This window comes from Flavobacterium sp. ZB4P23 (assembly GCF_003970375.1).
In the GTDB taxonomy this organism is placed as follows: Bacteria; Bacteroidota; Bacteroidia; order Flavobacteriales; family Flavobacteriaceae; genus Flavobacterium.
On the sequence record NZ_RYDK01000006.1, the window covers coordinates 153817 to 172443 of the forward strand.

The 18627-nt window shown below is 37.5% G+C and carries 11 protein-coding genes; 3 read left to right on the plus strand and 8 right to left on the minus strand.

The window, feature by feature from the left end; genetic code table 11:
* Nucleotides 1–39: 39 nt before the first annotated feature.
* The gene (locus EKL99_RS11180) at nt 40–3369 is read right to left on the minus strand and encodes a T9SS sorting signal type C domain-containing protein (RefSeq protein WP_126576965.1); all 3330 of its coding nucleotides are present in this window, start codon (nt 3367–3369) and stop codon (nt 40–42) included.
* A gap of 392 nt (nt 3370–3761) precedes the next feature.
* Between EKL99_RS11180 and EKL99_RS11185 the strand changes: the two genes are divergently transcribed.
* The gene (locus tag EKL99_RS11185; RefSeq protein WP_126458127.1) at nt 3762–4259 is read left to right on the plus strand and encodes a regulatory protein RecX; all 498 of its coding nucleotides are present in this window, start codon (nt 3762–3764) and stop codon (nt 4257–4259) included.
* Nucleotides 4260–4557: 298 nt separating this feature from the next.
* On the opposite strand, the gene EKL99_RS11190 is transcribed toward EKL99_RS11185, so the two are convergent.
* The 5 genes from EKL99_RS11190 to EKL99_RS11210 all read right to left on the minus strand — a co-directional run bounded on the left by EKL99_RS11190 (nt 4558) and on the right by EKL99_RS11210 (nt 10813).
* On the minus strand, nt 4558–5712 hold the full coding sequence (locus EKL99_RS11190) for a beta-ketoacyl synthase N-terminal-like domain-containing protein (RefSeq protein WP_126576966.1): 1155 nt from the start codon (nt 5710–5712) through the stop codon (nt 4558–4560).
* Nucleotides 5713–5839: 127 nt separating this feature from the next.
* A complete protein-coding gene (gene bioA / locus EKL99_RS11195) occupies nt 5840–7111 on the minus strand; it encodes an adenosylmethionine--8-amino-7-oxononanoate transaminase (RefSeq protein WP_126564382.1) in 1272 nt (423 codons plus the stop codon).
* Between the two features lie 57 nt (nt 7112–7168).
* Nucleotides 7169–7786 carry a dethiobiotin synthase gene (gene bioD / locus EKL99_RS11200; protein WP_126458118.1) on the minus strand — a complete coding sequence of 206 codons (618 nt, stop codon included), beginning with the start codon at nt 7784–7786 and terminating at the stop codon, nt 7169–7171.
* A gap of 562 nt (nt 7787–8348) precedes the next feature.
* Complete coding sequence (locus tag EKL99_RS11205; RefSeq protein ID WP_126553035.1) at nt 8349–9149, minus strand: TIGR00266 family protein; 801 nt, start codon at nt 9147–9149, stop codon at nt 8349–8351.
* 371 nt (nt 9150–9520) lie between these two features.
* Entirely contained in the window at nt 9521–10813 is a 1293-nt protein-coding gene (locus EKL99_RS11210; protein WP_126553033.1) for an aminopeptidase P family protein, read from the minus strand.
* A gap of 215 nt (nt 10814–11028) precedes the next feature.
* Here EKL99_RS11210 and EKL99_RS11215 point away from each other — a divergent pair, with 215 nt between their 5' ends.
* Nucleotides 11029–13866, plus strand: a complete 2838-nt coding sequence (locus tag EKL99_RS11215) for a sialidase family protein (RefSeq protein WP_126576967.1) — start codon at nt 11029–11031, stop codon at nt 13864–13866.
* A gap of 74 nt (nt 13867–13940) precedes the next feature.
* Here the strand turns inward: EKL99_RS11215 and aceA are convergent, their stop codons facing one another.
* Both aceA and aceB read right to left on the minus strand, forming a co-directional pair.
* Complete coding sequence (aceA, locus tag EKL99_RS11220; RefSeq protein WP_126458105.1) at nt 13941–15221, minus strand: isocitrate lyase; 1281 nt, start codon at nt 15219–15221, stop codon at nt 13941–13943.
* A gap of 62 nt (nt 15222–15283) precedes the next feature.
* Nucleotides 15284–16885: a malate synthase A gene (gene aceB, locus EKL99_RS11225; RefSeq protein ID WP_126576968.1), complete on the minus strand. Its 1602-nt coding sequence runs from the start codon at nt 16883–16885 to the stop codon at nt 15284–15286.
* 161 nt (nt 16886–17046) lie between these two features.
* Between aceB and EKL99_RS11230 the strand changes: the two genes are divergently transcribed.
* Nucleotides 17047–18528, plus strand: coding sequence for a helix-turn-helix domain-containing protein (locus EKL99_RS11230; RefSeq protein WP_126576969.1), 1482 nt, complete (start codon nt 17047–17049; stop codon nt 18526–18528).
* The last annotated feature ends 99 nt before the right edge of the window (nt 18529–18627 follow it).

Genomic DNA, 18627 nt, shown 5'->3' on the forward strand with positions numbered 1-18627 from the left:
ACACAAAATGGGCTTGGAATGTATTGTTGTATGATGCTTTTAATACACCGTTTTTGTTGTAACTGTCTCTCCATTTTGCAACACTGTTTTTACAATTAGAACTTGCTCACTTGATCCTAAATTTGGGATTACTAATTCAGTGTTATCAACATTTGTTTTTTTATAAATTTGCTTGCCCAGCACATCATAAATAAAAACTTTATCAATAGTTTCTACTGATGAGTTGATTTTTATCTGCTTGTTTTTTACAGATACTAAAACCTGCATCGCGGCAGTATCAAAATCGCCAACTCCTAATGTCCTGTCCGTATAACGCAATACAAAACGATCATTAAAGGTTCCTTTTTCAGTGCTAAAAGTATAAACTGCTTTTTTTAGATCATAAATACTATTGTTACTTTTATCTTCAAGGTAAACATTCTGAGAACTAAAAATCCCATCGACCTCATCAATACCAATTGAAAAACTACCTTGAATTACAGAACTATATCCCAATGGCACAATATCGTTTTCATCAAAGGGTAAAGCCCTTCCTTGTATGGTTAATTTCTTATCTTCGTTGATACTATAAAAATCAACAAACTGATTTCCATTATTGTTTACACCATCAAAGGCATTGTCATAACCATTAGTAGCACCATCCAGATACCCAACCAGCATTTGCTTGAAAGCACCTTTATCATTTGTTAAATTGAGCCAAACACGGTTTTTCTCGACTGCATTCGTGTTTTTTGAGCTTTGGGTAGTTTTAAAAAACTGCTCATTATCTCCCGTGATAGTGCCTACACCCACTCTCATACTATTTTTGAATATTGCTTTCCCCGTCATTAGACCAGTTGCAAAGAAACCTTGTCCTGAGGCAATCTTACCCGATGGTTTATTAGCCTCTTTCTCTATACCTGATTCTGTATTCCCCTTTACTATTGCAGTTCCAACACCTCCCGAAAGATTATAAGAAGCATAATCATCCGAAATATAAACTAATTGCCCCGAGCTTCCGCTACTAGCATCAGTTGCTGCACGAATCTCAGTATTGTGAGTCCAGAAATAAAGAGTCCCCTGCAATACTGAACTATTTGCTCTTAAGAACGATTCAGCATCTAGTGCCGAAGGATACGGATTCCCAATTAAATTTGAAGTTCCAGCACTTGCTATATCAATCTCAAATTGCCCGTTATGCGGAACACCTTCAAAAGGTACTTGAATTACATCAGATGTCGGATTTGGTGCAGGAAAAAATTCAGGTCCACGAATAATATATCCTTTTCCTCTGCCCATTATATTTGCTGAGTTTTCCGGTACCCAGCTGTTTGTTGCTGCGTTAAAGGACCAAAACCTGTTTGGGTTTGTATTTGGAGATACCTTAATTAGGGGCTGAAAAGCAACGGGCGACGACCAGTAGGTATAATCTGATTTCCTAATTACCCCTGATTTACGTTTATAAACGATGTTTCCTGTATTTATATCAGGATCCTCATTTATTTGGACCAAGCTAGAGTTGTCTTCGAATATCAAACTGGTACCCAGAGCTGTATTTACTTTTACAGCATTCGTTATTTTGAGAGTATGACCGGATTGTACATTCACTTGAACTCCAGCGTTTACAGTGCAATCGCAGCCTTCTAAGTTTCCAATGGAGGTATAATTACCTGAAAAAACGATGCTTTGTTCAATAGTTGGCGGACCATTTGTCCAAGTCCCATTGAATGAAGCTACCAATGGCAATGGCTTGATTACAACATTAGAGCTCACTGAGGACGTACACGTTCCATTTGAAACTGCAAATGTATAGGTTGTTCCTGCTACCAAACCTCCAACAGTTGTAATTTCTCCCGTTCCCGTTAACCCTGTCAAGCCTGCTGTATTTGGAGTTGCAATAATGGTTCGAGATCCAGTTGCTGGCAAACCGCTTAATGAAACACTTCCAGTTGCTAGTGCACAAGTAGGTTGCGTTATGGCTCCCACAACAGGTATCCCAAGTGCTGAAAATGTGGATGAAAACCGCACACGTGACTGCCCTAAATTTTCATAATATTCTAGCACAAAATTAGTAGCCCCGCTAAGGTAAACCGTAGAGGTTGTTTCTTGGTACGAATGATCGCTCCAGTTATTTATAACATACGTTAGACCTCCGTCTAAACTTAAACGATACCCATCATCACCACCTACTGTAAATGTATAGCATCCTGCCGGTAAGTTTCTATTCATTTTAAATCGTACCGCAAAATTATCAGTATAACTACCACATACATTAGGCCCTGAAAGCGCTCCGTCAACTAAATTTAAATCAAAATTCTCCGTTTGCGTAACATACCCCCTATAGGTAGTTGTAAAAGCATTACTAGGTGGACTTCCATTTGTGTTAGCATACACATAACCTAACCAGGAATTATTACCATAAGATATTTGATCTCCTACAGGTGTACTTACCGTAAAACTACTAAGACTCGTCCCCGTCCCACCAGAAGTAGTTACAGTTATAAATCCAGTTGTGGCTGTAGCTGGTAATTGAGCCGTTATTTGTGTATTGCTATTTACTGTAAATGATGCCGGAATCCCATTAAAATTTACTGCCGTTGTTCCTGTAAAATTTCTTCCTGTAATAATTACTGAAACTCCAGATGCAGCGCAAGCATTGCTTGGTGTAAAACTAGTTATGATAGGATTTGGTGTCCATGTATAGGTTAAACCATTAAGCGGCAGTTCTCCTGAACCACTACCTGTTCTACAACTAGCGGTATTATTAACACCTACTGTAGATGTAGGCCAGTTATTAGTTACTAATCTATTATTAAAATCAGTATTATTTAATCCACGTAATCCAACTTGAGCAGTCAGACTACCTGCGTAAGTTGTAGCACAACCACCATAAATTACTTGAATTGTATTTGATGATTCATTCAATCTAATCTGAAAATTGAAGTCACCATTTCTAGCCGTTCTACCCTCATATCGACGCACGTTGGTCCATTGCAATACAAAAACTCTATTGGGTGCACTTCCTATTGAACTATAAACTATCGCAGAATTAGCACTAAACAGATCCATTCCCAAAGCACTAATTGCACCCTCAAAACCAGTATTTGAAGATATAGGAGTATAACTTGTAGCGGAAGAAAGTGTGGTGCCGAAGGTGATATACCCGTTAGAGTTAACAGAACACGTAGTATAATTAATTCCATTAAAATTGAATGAGAATCCAATTGGGATAGTATTATCGCTTACAAAATCGTCCCAAGGACTAATCAACACACCATTTAAAGCTGCATAGGTACCACTAGCTTGCGAAAAAGAGTAATTTACTACTTGGCCATAACCTAAACCAAAACTAAAAAAGAATGCAATTAATAAAAGTAATTTTTTATTCATGTTATGATATTTATTTAAGCATCTTACAGCTAAATCTCTAATTCTTTTAAATACAAAAAATAAGTAAAATCAACTATTCTGGTAATATCGTTCCGTATTTTAAATAAAACCTAATTTAATCGACCAAGCGCAAAATATTCTGTTGAAATACATGTTTTAACTATTAAAAATCTTCTACCATTTCTCTTAAAAAATCATTCACACCATCTTAACTGGCTTTATAACAGTCGCTTTGTTTCAAACCCTAAGCCTTTTTCCTAGCTAAAACAACAAAAAATAAATTCCTGTTTCCCGTCCTGCGACACTTTAAATTTAATATCTTATTTTTGAAACCCACAATGAGAATGCTTGAACCTATTTAAACCATAAAGAACAAGCGCAAAAACAAAAAAATGAATCCCATATATACCCTAAAAACAGCCATTCCTAAAATTGAACACTACTGTGCTTATCAGGAACGCTGTCACGAAGAAGTAATACAAAAGCTGTGGAGCATGAAAATGGACTCTGATGAAATCGATACGATTGTAGTGCATCTGATCAGTAGTAATTTCCTGAATGAAAGTCGTTTTGCCTGCAGTTTCGCCAGAGGAAAACACCGCATCAAGTTTTGGGGCAAAATCAGAATTATCAATGAATTAAAATTCCGAAAAATCACACAATACAATATCAATCTGGCACTCAAAGAAATTACGCATGAGGAATATACCGCAACCTTTGACGGCATTTCCCAAAAACAATGGGAGGCCATTCGGGAAGCAAACCGGTTGAAAAAACGAAAAAAATTTTGTGATTATTTGCTCCGAAAAGGCTACGAAAGTAATTTAGTCTACGAAAAAGCAAAAGAACTGGAAAGTTGGAACACGGATGACACGGATAAAACCGATTAACGCTGATTTTTTTTGTTTGCAAAAGAAAAAGCTACTCCAAAACAATTCATTTTAGCCCAAGATTCAGTTCTAAGTCACATTGAAAAAAAACCAAAACCGACAATGGAATTATTTGATTTCATTCAAATGGTATTCCACACAAAAATAAAAATCCGCTTAAATCTGCGGTATCTGCGTGCCATTAAACCTTGACCTTTATAAACAGATCGTACCAATTAACACTGATTACCAAAATTTGTGAAATTAGAGTAATTCGTAGCTACTTTTTTAAAAAGAACACCTCTTATAAATGGCATCCTTATACACTCAAAAGAACACTTACCGCGTTTCCTCCAAAACCAACGGCATTAATCAATACTTTCTTAATCGGTTTTGTTTGTGCTTGCGCTTTTGCAAAAGGGACTCCGATAAAACGATTGTGTTGCAGCATCAAAATAGCGAATTCCATACTCAAAATCCCTGATGCACCAAAGGTGTGACCAATTTTCCATTTATTGGTAGTGAGCAAAGGCAGGCTTTCACCAAAAACTTTCTGTATCGCTTTATATTCGGTCAAATCCCCTTTTACAGTTCCCGGAGCATGCATGACAATCACATCCACTTTGGACAAATCAGTATTTTGAAGTGCCATTTTCATAGATTTCTGGAAACAGGTCGCTTCTGCCGAAATAGAAATACTATGTTCCAGAATTTCTGTAGCGTATCCAATTCCTTCGATGTAGGCCAAGGCGTTTTCTTTTTCCCCAATTTCGAGACAACACACCCCAGCACCTTCACCCAGAATCATGGTGTTTTGCTTTTTTTCTAAATCAAGAGCCCGATTGGGATATTCTTCTGCGCGACTCGAATAAATTTTCAAGGCGCGCATTTGGGCAATCGTAAAATCAGTTAAAGGCGCTTCAGTTCCACCGACTAAAAACTTATCTGCCATTCCCGCTTTTAGCCACGCCACTCCGTTTAACACGGCATGCAACGCAGTAGAACACGTAATAGAATGTGAGATTTCAGGGCCAGAACTTTGCAAATCATGTGCCACCCAAGAGGAAATATTGCCCAAAGTGGTCATTGGAGAAGCCAATGTTTGTGCTTTTCCTGTTTTTAAATACTCCTGATAATTCTTTTCGAATAAATCCGTGGCACCGCGAGATGAACCAATATTGATTCCAAAAACGTCATTTGAATTCCAGCCTGCATTTTGCATCGCTTGCCGCGAAGCCGCCATAGCGTACAAAACGGATTGGTCCAAGGATTTATATTTGTTATCTGACTGTTTCAACTTACGAATTATTTCAGTAGAATCAGCATCAATTTTGGCTACAAATGTGTTTTTTTGATCCAAAAAATGTTCGGAAAAACAATGATTTTTATCGAGATATTTTTTCCAAATTTCCTCAGGTGCATTTCCTAATGGAGAAAGGGAAGCTATGGCAGTTATGGAGATTGTTGTTGACAAGTTATTTTATTTTTCGCAAAGGTCGCAAAGTTATTTACATTCTGCGTTCAATCTGCGGAAAAATAGCACACCAATGACGCGGATCTGAACCGATAAAAACGGATTTTTCTAATCTGCAGCCAAAAAACTAGACTATTTCTAACGCTTTTTCGACCACTTCATACACTTTTTGTAATTGCTCATCGGTAATAACATAAGGCGGTAAGATATAAACGATATTACCAACAGGACGCAGAATCACTCCGTTTTCGATAAAAAAATCATAGAGTTTGTTCCGTAAACTTCCGTAATAACTGGCAGCACTTTCGGTTTTTATTTCTAAAGCAAAAATAACGCCCAGCACTCGGGTTGCGGTAACTTTTGGATGATTTTTGATGCGCTCCTGAAAGTTCAGATGCCTTTGATTGACCCGAATTAAATTCGCCTGCATTTCATTCGTTTGCAGCAATTCCAAACTGGCCAAAGCCGCTGCACAACCGGTAGGATTTGCTGTAAATGTATGCCCATGAAACAACGCTTTATTAATATCATCATCATAAAAAGCATCAAATAAATCCTGTGTAAAAGTCGTAATCGCCATCGGAATTGTTCCTCCGGTCAACGCTTTAGACAAACACATCATATCTGGTTTTTCTAATAAATAATCCGTTGCAAACGTTTTTCCCGTTTTTCCAAAGCCCGTCATCACTTCATCTGCAATGGTCATCACATTATTCTGCTGACAAATTCGCATCAGTTTATCTAACGATTCTGGTTCGTACATCACCATTCCTGCAGCTCCCTGAACCAATGGCTCAAAAATAAAACCCGCACAATTATTGTTTTTTATTACATGACGTAAAGCGTTGTAACTTTGCTCTTCCTGCCCTTTAACAGGAACCGGAATCCGAATCACTTCAATCAAAGAATCCTTAAATGCTTCCACAAAAAACGATATTCCACTTGCGGCCATAGCACCAAAAGTGTCTCCGTGAAACGCATTTTCAAAAGCAATTATCACCGTTCTCTTTTCTCCTTTATTGAAAAAATATTGTAGGGCAACTTTAATCGCAATTTCAACAGCCGTAGAACCATTATCGGAAAAGAATATTTTTTGTTGATTTTTAGGTAAAATTTCCATTAGCTTCTCTGCTACCAAAATAGCTGGTTCGTGAGTGAATCCGCCAAATAATACGTGCTCTAATGTGGTGAGTTGTTTGTAAATCGCATCGGCGATAAATGTATTGGAATGTCCGTACGGATTGACCCACCACGAGGCAATCGCATCAATATATTCTTTATTGTTTTCGTCCCAAAGCAAAGCGCCTTTCCCTTTTTTGATGGCAATTGGCAACCCTGCCGTTTTGTGTTGGGTATACGGATGCCAAAGATATTGGCGGTCTCTTTCTGTTAAAGTCATTTTAAATAATATATTCCACAAAGATACACAGAGAAAGCAAAAAGTTTCACAAAGATTTTATAAACTCAATAGCTGCTCCCGAAATAAAGCTGCATATTCCTGGATGACATTTTGATCAAAATATGGTTCTTGCGCTATACGTCCAATGCATTTTACAATCGTTTTACTCAGAATTATTTCTTCAGTAGCCTTATTTTCATCGCCCGAAAAAATAATTCCGGCGATTTTAATTTTTCGGTTTTGCAAAGCTTCAATGGTCAATAACGTATGATTGATACTTCCCAGATAATGTCGGGAAACCACAATCACTTTGTAATCGGGCTGAATCAAATCTACAACACAATCCTTAGCGTTTAACGGCACAAAAACACCGCCTGCACCTTCAATAACCAAGTGGTTTTCTGTTTGAGGTTCACTAATTTTCTTTAAATCAATAACAACTCCATCTCGTTCTGCAGCAAAATGAGGACTTGCAGGCGTTTTTAAGGCATACCCGTTGGGATGAATTACCGTCATTTTATTGGACAAAAACGATTTAATCTTATGACTATCTGAGTTGTCTAAATCCCCCGCTTGAATGGGTTTCCAATAATCAGCTTCTAAAGCTTCTGTTACAATGGCTGACGCGATGGTTTTACCTACATCAGTACCAATTCCTGTGATGAATAGTTTCATAAATTTAGCCTGCGGACAATTCTGATTTTACAGATTATCTCTAATTTTATTTGTTATGTTTTTTATTGTTTGTATGTATAATACGTTTCAATTCTGGATTTTCCCCAAAGCACATTACCAATCCAAGATCAATCTCAGAAGTTTTTGAACATTTCATTCTTTGTATGTAATTCAAGCATTCCGTTTCGGAGTGTAAAACCCCACATCGTTTTGTTCTCTAGAAAACCATGAGGCAAAATAATAGCGGTTCCTTTCCTGATATCGCAATAGGAGATGATGGTGTTTTAAAGATAATTTGTTTCCCTTTTTTGGGTTTGTTTCGAACGACTGTAAAATTAGGACTTTAATTTTTTTTAAACAGATGTGTCATATTATTTTTTAGAATTCTTGTATAGATTAGACTAAAAAATGCCAATAAAAATTAAAAAAAATATTTGAGCAGAATTAGTAAACAAAAAGTGTTTTTGTTTTGTCATTTCGATGAAGGAGAAATCACATTCTTGACTTTTATAATGAGACCCCTCCTTTGTCGGAATGACAATTGGACAAAATACTTTGTAAACTAAAATCGTTTATCACCATTGAGTAAACTGCCTAAACCGCCCAATAAACTGCCTTCGTCGCGACTGTTTCCGCCAGCTCTGGGAGCAGATGCGATGATTCTGTCGGCGAGTCGACTGAAAGGCAACGATTGCACGTAAACTGTTCCCGGACCGCGAAGCGTGGCGTAAAATAATCCTTCGCCACCAAAAATAGAATTCTTGATCCCGCCAATAAACTCAATATCGTAATCCACATCTTTGGTAAAACCTACGATGCAACCGGTATCGACTTTTAGGATTTCGCCTGTTGCTAATTCTTTTTTGGCTAATGTTCCGCCGGTATGCACAAACGCCAGACCGTCACCTTCTAATTTTTGCATGATAAAACCTTCGCCACCAAACAATCCGCGACCGAGTTTTTTAGAGAATTCGATTCCAACAGAAACGCCTTTAGCGGCGCAGAGAAAGGCATCTTTCTGGCAAATGAATTTGCCGTCAAATTGCGTTAAGTCAATTGGGATTATTTTCCCTGGATACGGTGAGGCAAAGGAAACTTTGCTTTTGATAGTATTTTGATTGATGAACGCGGTCATAAAAAGACTTTCGCCGGTCAATACTCTTTTTCCGGCACTTAAAAGTTTGCCGAACAATCCGTTTTCTTGTCCGGAACCGTCTCCAAAAATAGTTTCCATTTGGATATTATTGTCCATCATCATAAAACTTCCCGCTTCGGCAATTACAATTTCCTGTGGGTCTAATTCTATTTCCACATATTGCATTTCCTCGCCGTAAATGTGGTAGTCTATTTCGTGTGCTTGCATGATTTCTGTACTTTAAGTTTTTGTTTAAAAGATTTTTACCATTAAGAAATTAAGTTTCATTTAGAATCAGAGCTTAATTTTTCTTAATTACTTAATGGTTTAAAATATTTTTTGTTTTTAAATAAGTCGGTAGTATGATTAAAAAGTTACAGCTTTACCATGGATTTTGGAATTGATGTTTTGGAATTGTAGATTTTCTCGTTGAAGTGCGCAAGGGATTACTTCACCGTACATTTATTTTTATAGGAGTTCAGTGAATTTCATTTGCAGCGAATAGCCCGACGCAGCCGGAGTTTACGGAGGCTGGGTAGCGCCCAAAAAAAATCGGTTCACATTGCTGTAAACCGATTTCCTTATACGTTTTTGAGGAATTAACTGTTCATTAATTCTTCAATTTCGTCTACTTCAATTGGGATGTTGCGCATCATGTTGAATGGTTCGCCGCTTTCCTGAACGATAATGTTATCCTCCAGACGGATTCCGAAACCTTCGGCAGGAATGTAGATTCCAGGCTCTACGGTAAAAACCATATTCGCTTGCATGGGTTCGGTGAGGATTCCATAATCGTGCGTGTCCAACCCCATGTGGTGTGATGTTCCGTGCATGAAATATTTTTTGTAAGCGGGCCATTCCGGTTTTTCGTTTTGCACATCGGCTGTGTCAATAAGACCCAAACCTAGCAATTCTGAAGTCATTAATTTCCCAACTTCGATATGGTATTGTTTCCAAAGTGTACCTGTTGTCAGCATTTTAGTCGCTTCATTTTTTACGCGTAAAACGGCATTATACACTTCTTTTTGTCTTTTGGTATACGTTCCTGAAACCGGAATGGTACGCGTCATGTCACTGGAATAATTGGCATATTCAGCCGCAACATCCAGCAAAATCAAATCACCAGCTTTGCATTGTTGATTGTTCTCTATGTAATGCAATACATTAGCATTATTTCCGGAAGCAATAATTGGCGTGTAGGCAAAACCTCTGGAACGGTTGCGAATGAATTCGTGAATTAGCTCGGCTTCAATTTCGTATTCGGTTACATTTGGTTTCACGAAAGGCAATATTCTTCTAAAACCGAGTTCCGTAATAGTACATGCTTTTTGGATTAAATCCAATTCTTCGGTTTCTTTTACAGAACGAAGGCGTTGCAATATTGGGTTACTTTTTGCAACAGCATGTGCCGGATATTTGTCTTTCCACCATTTTACAAAACGGGCTTCACGAGTTTCGGTTTCTACAGTAGCGCGGTAATGCTCGTTGGTATTGATGTAAATCGTGTCAGCGTGCGTCATCATCTCAAATAAGACTTTTTCAAATTCCTGCAACCAATACACAGTTCTGATTCCTGTTACTTCAAAAGCACGCTCTTTAGTCAGTTTTTCGCCTTCCCAAATCGCAATGTGCTCACTGGTTTCTTTCAAGAATACCATTTCTCTTTGGTGCTCGTAAGGCGCATCCGGGAAAAGCAATAAAATACTTTCTTCCTGATCTACTCCGCTCAGATAAAAGATGTCGCGGTGTTGTGCAAATGGCAACGTACTATCTGCCGAAACGGGATAAATATCATTAGAATTAAAAATAGCAACGCTTTTTGGCTTCATCTGAGCCATGAACTTTGCTCTGTTTTTTATAAATAAATCACTGTCAATTTGATGGTATTTCATGTGTTGATTTTTATTGTTTTTTATGGATCATGTGTAGTTCACAGAGCGTTAGGATTCGTATTGATACCATTTCTGGCTACGCTCATTTTATAACAATTTGTTTATAATATTGAATAATCAAAAATACTAACTTTGAGAGAAACGGATGTTAATTACACGATAAAATTTTCAGATAACTATTTTTATGATTAATTTTCCAACTCAAATCAATTTACATGAAAAAAATAGTACTCTTTTCGGCTCTTATTGCACATAGTGTCTCCTGGGGACAAGTTTCTGCCGAAGCGATTCAGCAAGCCTTGGAAGCCAAAAAAACAATGGAGAAACAATCGCTTTTTCAAAATGTTGCTTTCGAAAATGTGGGTCCAACGGTGATGAGCGGAAGAGTGGTAGATGTGGATGTAAACCCCGAAAATCCAACCGAGTTTTATGTGGGCTATGCCTCAGGCGGACTTTGGTACACGAATAATAACGGAATGAGTTTTTTGCCTATTATGGATGCGGCGCCTACACAAAATGTGGGTGATATTGCGATAGACTGGAAACAAGGCACGATTTGGGTAGGAACTGGCGAAGTCAATTCGTCGCGATCGTCTTACGCCGGAATTGGAATTTTAAAATCCGAAGACAAAGGAAAGACTTGGCAAAATATGGGATTGCACGACAGCCATCACATCAGCAGAATTTTGATAAATCCATCAAATCCAGATGAAGTTGTTGTGGGTGCCGTGGGTCATTTGTACTCAAAAAATGAAGAAAGAGGAATTTACAAAACGACTAATGGTGGGAAAACGTGGAGTAAAACCCTTTATATCAATGATGAAACGGGAATTATAGATGTGGCCGTTTCACCAAAAAATTTCAAAGTTCAATATGCGGCTTCTTGGAGTAAAGATAGAAAATCGTGGGATTTTATAGGAAGCGGTGCTACTTCGGGAATTTATAAAAGTGAAGATGCGGGATTCACATGGAAACTTTTCACGAATGCTGAAAGCGGATTTCCGGTTGGAGAAGGCGTTGGAAGGATTGGTTTAGCGGTATATGACGATGAAAATGTGTATGCCATTTTGGACAACCAATTCAAAAGACCGTTACAATCCAAAAAAAGTAATTCGTTACCGGTTGCGTTTTCTATGCCGGGGGACGAATTCTTAAAATTACCTAATAAAAGTCTGAATTCTATTTTAAAGAATTACGGTTTAACCGAAAAATACAGAGCCGAAAATATCAAACACTGGGTTCAAAACGGGTATTTGCAACCTAACGAAGCAGCAAAAGTGGTTTTGGATGCGATCAATAGTTTAGCGGAAACAGAAGTAATTGGAGCCGAAGTATACAAATCAAGTAACGGCGGGAAAAACTGGACGAAGACCCATCAAGATTTTATCGATGATTTCTTTTATTCGTACGGGTATTATTTCAGTGTTATTTCAGTTGATCCTAACGATGTCAATAAAATTTATTTATCGGGTGTGCCCATTATAAAATCAAATGATGGCGGAAAAACATTCACCTCCATAAGCGAGGAAAATGTTCACTCGGATCATCATGTTGTTTGGGTGAACCCAAATAAATCAGGTCATTTAATCAATGGAAATGATGGAGGTTTGAATATTTCGTATGATGATGGAGCGCACTGGGTGAAAAGTAATTCGCATTCAGTGAGTCAGTTTTATTCAGTAAATGTGGATGAGCAAGAACCGTATAACATTTATGGCGGGATGCAGGATAATGGGGTTTGGGTTGGGCCAAGTGATTATAAATATTCCTCAGAATGGTACCAAACCGGAAAATATCCTTACGAAAATTTGATGGGTGGAGATGGAATGCAGACTCAAATTGACAAAAGGAATCCCAATATTGTTTTTACAGGGTTTCAATTTGGAAATTATTACAGAATTGATCGCGCCACTAACAAGCGGGAGTATATTTCGCCAAAGCCAAAAAAGGACGAAAAGCCCTTTCGATTCAATTGGCAAACGCCTATTTTATTGTCTTCACACAATCAGGATATTTTATACATGGGATCTAATTTCTTGCATCGTTCGATGAATCAAGGGGAAGCTTGGACGGCTATTTCGCCGGATTTAACGCAAGGAGCAAAAGAAGGAAATGTTGCTTTTGGAACAATTGCTGTTATCAGTGAAAGTACCTTGCAGTTTGGGTTACTATACACAGGAAGTGATGATGGATTGATTCATGTTTCAAAAGACGGCGGTGCAACTTGGAACAAAATTTCGGGAAATTTACCGCAAAATAAATGGGTTTCCAGAGTCGTGGCTTCGGCACATAAGAAAGAAAGAGTGTATGCGACTTTGAACGGGTATCGAAATGATGATTTTACCAGTTATGTTTATATGTCAGATGATTTTGGTCAAACGTGGAAAAATATCGCCAATAATTTACCTGCAAGTCCAGTGAATGTAATTGTGGAGGATAATGTAAACGAGAATGTTATATATCTGGGAACGGATAACGGTTTGTATGTTTCATTAAATAAAGGAACATCTTGGGATGATTTTTCTAATGGAATTCCAAACGTGGCCGTTCACGATTTAGTGATTCAAAAGAAAGCAAAAGATTTAGTGGTAGGAACTCACGGTCGTTCGGTGTATAAAGTCAATTTGGATCAAGTGCAACAACTGAATGATAAAGTTGTAGCGGAAAATCTTCATGTTTTCGAACTTAAAAAGATAAAAAAAACAAAAGAATGGGGAAACAGCTGGAGTTCTTGGGCTAAGGCTTCAGAGCCAAAAGCAGAGATTTGGTTTTATTCGAATGGAGATGCAGAAGTGCTTTTGCAAATTGAGAACAGCTTGAAAGAAGTGGTTTATTCTCAGAAAGTAAAAGCTGTAAAAGGATTGAACAAACACGTATATGATCTTTCCATAACCAAAGCAATTGCTGATAATTGGAAAAATAAAGACAAAAAATTAAAATTGGAACCAGCCAAAAACGGCAACTATTACCTTCCAATTTCGGTGAATAAAATAAGCATTCAAAAAGGAAAAGAGAAAGTGGTTACTGATCTTGAAATTATCGAATCAAAATAAACAGTCCTTTTATTTTAAAAACAAAAAACACGATTCCATCTGAAATCGTGTTTTTTTTATAGTTGTTGTTCTGTTTAAAACTGTGCCGCTTCTGTAGAATCTTTCATTGCGGTTGTAGAAGATTTCCCAATTGTTACAGTATTTTGTACCGCATCAAAATAAGATGTTCCTACGAAACCTTGGTGTTTTACCGCTTTGAAACCGTGTTTTTGCAAAGCAAACTCTCTTTCCTGCAATTCAGAATATCCTGCCATTCCTCTTTCTTTGTAGGCTTTAGACAATTCGAACATACTAGTGTTTAATGCGTGGAATCCGGCTAAAGTGATGAACTGGAATTTGTATCCCATTGCAGCAAGATCTTCGCGGAATGTTTCCATTTCAGCAACGGATAATTTTGCAGCCCAGTTAAAAGAAGGCGAACAATTGTAAGCCAACATTTTTCCTGGGAATTTTGCGTGAATTCCTTCAGCAAATTGTCTAGCGTAATCCAGATCCGGATTGCTAGTTTCCATCCAAATTAAATCAGCGTAAGGCGCATAGCTCAATCCTCTGTCAATTCCTTGCTCCACACCACAATTTACATAGAAAAAGCCTTCTCCTGTTTTTTCTCCTGTGATGAATTTAGCGTCTCTTGGGTCAATATCGCTAGTCAATAAGTTGGCTGCATCCGCATCGGTGCGTGCCACAACAATTGTTGGCGTTCCCATTACGTCAGCTGCTAAACGAGCCGCAATCAATTTGTTGATGGCTTCTTGCGTAGGAACCAATACTTTTCCACCTAAGTGACCGCATTTTTTAGCAGAACTCAATTGATCTTCAAAGTGAACTCCGGCTGCTCCCGCTTCAATCATCGCTTTCATTAATTCAAAAGCATTTAGGTTTCCACCAAAACCGGCTTCGGCGTCAGCCACAATAGGAACTAAATATTCTTTTTTGTCTGCAGTCCCGTTAACCACTTGTATTTGATCTGCTCTCAATAAAGCGTTATTGATACGTTTTACAACCAATGGAACACTGTTAGCAGGATATAAAGATTGGTCAGGATACATTTCGCCGGCTACGTTTGCATCAGCAGCAACTTGCCATCCGCTCAAATAAATGGCGTCTAATCCTGCTTCTACTTCTTGAATGGCTTGGTTTCCGGTAAGCGCGCCAAGTCCGGCTACAAAATCCTGAGCATTTAGTTTATTCCATAAAGTATTCGCTCCAATTCTGGCTACGCTATGTTCTATTTGATACGAACCTTGCAATTTCACCACTTCTTCAGCAGTATATGGTCGCTCAATGCCATTCCATCTTGGGTTTGTAATCCAGTCGGTAACTAATTCTTGAATTCTTGTTTCTGTAGTTTTCATAGTGTTTATAAAGGTTTAATGGTGTTTAATAATTTTTTATTGAAATTGATTTTATTGAAATTTTAAATGTATTTGTATCCTGGAATAGTCAAAAACTCGATAAAATTGTCGTTCACGACCAGAATATCTAATAATTGTTCTGCCAATCTGTATTTTTGTTTTTCGTGATTCTCATCTCCAACGAGCTTTCTTATTTTTTCAAATTCTTCCATAGCCAGTCGGTGATAGTATTTTTCAGTCAGGACTTTTTGATTATCTAAAACCACTTTGTTTTGCAGCCATTGCCACAATTGTGATCTTGAAATCTCAGCAGTAGCGGCATCTTCCATTAAATTGTGCAAGGCCGCGGCGCCTTGTCCGTTGAGCCATGAAGCAATATATAAAATCGAAATACTGATGTTTTTTCGAACACCTTGCTCGGTAATGGTTCCTTTTGGCGTTTCCAGTAAATCACTTTCGGTAACGTATACGTCTTCTCTTTTTACCTGAATTTGGTTTTGGTTTGGCATGTATTTGTCGAATACCGTCATGGCAAGCGGAACCAAATCTGGATGTGCAACCCAAGTGCCGTCATGACCATTTTTTACTTCCCGTTCTTTGTCCGCAATTACTTTATCGAAAGCAATTTTATTGGCTTCTTCGTTGTTTTTTATTGGAATTTGTGCCGCCATTCCGCCTATTGCGTGAATATTTCGTTTATGGCATCTTTGTATAACCAATTGGGAATACGCACTCATGAATGGGGCAGTCATAGTCACCTGATCTCTATTTGGAACAAGAAAAGCTGGATTTTTTCTTAGTTTTTTGATGTATGAAAAAATGTAATCCCATCGACCGCAATTAAGGCCTACAATATGCTCTTTCAGTTCAAAAATGATTTCATCCAATTGAAAACTGGCCGTAATGGTCTCTATCAAAACTGTAGCTTTGAATGTTCCGTTATTTACACCCAAATATTCCTGCGTGAATTCGAAAACCTCATTCCACCATCGCGCTTCCAGATAATGTTCCAGTTTTGGAATGTAAAAATAGGGCGCCGTTCCATCCTCAATAAGTTGTTTGTAATTATGGAAAGCATACAAACCAAAGTCAATTAGCGATCCCGAAGTTTGTTCTCCATCAATCAAAATATTTTTTTCCGCCAAATGTAATCCTCGTGGTCTGACAAGCAGAACAGCAGTTTTGTCGTTCAGACTGTATTTTTTATTTTTTATAGTGTCTTCAAGAGTGATGGTTTTATTCACCGCGTCTTTCAGGTTTTGCTGTCCTGACATTAGGTTGCTCCACGTAGGCGAAGTACTATCTTCAAAATCAGCCATGAAGGTTTTTGCTCCGGAATTCAAGGCATTGATCACCATTTTTCTGTCGACCGGCCCTGTTATTTCGACTCTTCGGTCTAATAAATCCTTGGGTGTTTGCGCCGCTTTCCAATTGCTTTCTCGGATGCTTTTTGTTTCAGCAGGAAAAGTGGGTAAGACCCCCTGATCAAATAAATCCTGTTGTTTTTTTCGTTCTTCTAAAAGGTCGAGTCTTTTTTTGTTGAAATTTTCATGAAGTAAAGACAAAAAAGTCATGGCTTCATCAGTTAAGATTTCCGGGTACTGATCGGTGGTTTCTTCTGAAAAATTTAACAAATTTTTCGAATATACTTCTTTAAAATTCATTTTTTAACACATTTAAATTGATACTATTAAACTTTTGCTGATAATTATTAATTATTCAACACTGCAATACTACAAAAAGTTTTTTACAAAACAAGCGAACGTACGCTAAAAATTAAAAATATTTTTTTTGGCGTAAATATTTTTTACATTATCTTTGAAATATGAATATAGAAAAGGATTATATCAAGTTAATTTTTGGACTTAAACTCAAGCAGGCTCGTACCAATAAAAAACTGTCTTTATTTGGTTTGGCAAAAATCACGGACCTTTCAAAATCGTACTTGAACGAAATTGAAAAAGGGAAAAAGTATCCTAAAACGGATAAAATTATTCTGTTAGCCGAAAAACTCGATATTTCCTATGACAATATGGTTTCCTTGAAACTGGATAATAATCTGGCCCCCATTGGAGAAATCCTAAAATCTGGCATTCTGAAAGAGATCCCGTTGGATATTTTTGGGATTCAGGAAAATGATCTTATCGACATTATTGCTAACGCTCCTGCAAAAGTCAATGCGTTTATCAGTACGATTATTGAGATTGCGCAACATTATAATTTAACCAGAGAGAGTTTCTTCTTGGCTTCATTGCGTTCGTATCAGGAAGCGCACACCAATTATTTTGAAGATTTAGAGCTGAAGGTTTTGCAGTTTTCCAAAGCGTTTTACGTAAATATTGACACTAAAATTTCGATTGAAGAACTCACAGCAATATTAATGGAGGAATACGGATATACGATAAAAGAACTTGTTTTTTCGGAACAAGAACAATTGGGGGATTTGAGATCGATTTTTGTGCCAAAAAGCAAGACTTTGTTACTTTCATTAGATATTGACGAACCTCAAAAAGCATTTATTTTGGCCAAAGAAATTGCGTATAATTATCTCGCAATCACCGATAGACTGTATACGTTCAGTTGGATTAAATTTGATAATTTCGACCAAGTTCTGAATAATTTTTATGCTTCATACTTTGCGGGAGCATTGCTTATTCCACGACAGAAACTGATAGACGAACTGAATTTATTTTTGTCCAAAACAGATCCGAAACCTCAGGAAATGATTGCTTTGATGAGCGGGTTTAATGTTTCTCCGGAATCATTCTACCAAAGATTGACTAATATTTTGCCAAAAGATTTTCAGTTAAAAAATCTTTTTTTCCTGCGATTGTCCCATCAAAAAGGAACGGACACCTATCAGATAAAGAAAGAATTACACATCACCAATCAGCAGGAGCCGCATGCGAATGAAATGAATGAGCATTACTGCCGAAGATGGGTTTCGATACGCACAATTGAGGAGTCTTTGAAGCAAAATAAAAACCACTTTTTTGACGCACAAATCTCCAGTTATGAAAACAGTAAAAATGAATATCTTGTTTTTTCATCCGCAACACCGGATCCGTTCAAGGTAGATTGTATCCGCAGTATTTCAGTAGGGATTTTAATTACTCCGGCCGTGAAGAAAAAATTTAAGTTTATGGAAAACGACTCCGTTAAAAAACAAATTGTTGGGGTTACCTGTGAGACCTGTGCGGTAAAAAATTGTTTGGAACGTGCTTCTCCACCAATTCAGTTAGAGCAAAAAATGCGAAACGAGAATACGGAAGCGATTGTTCAAAAATATATGGCGAAATTCAATTGACTTTAAAACTCTTGTTATTTAATTGTAAATAAAGCGGTTACGGTTAGTTTGTATTTAAATAATTTTTATCTTCGTAAGAATTAACCTTAAGTATATTAA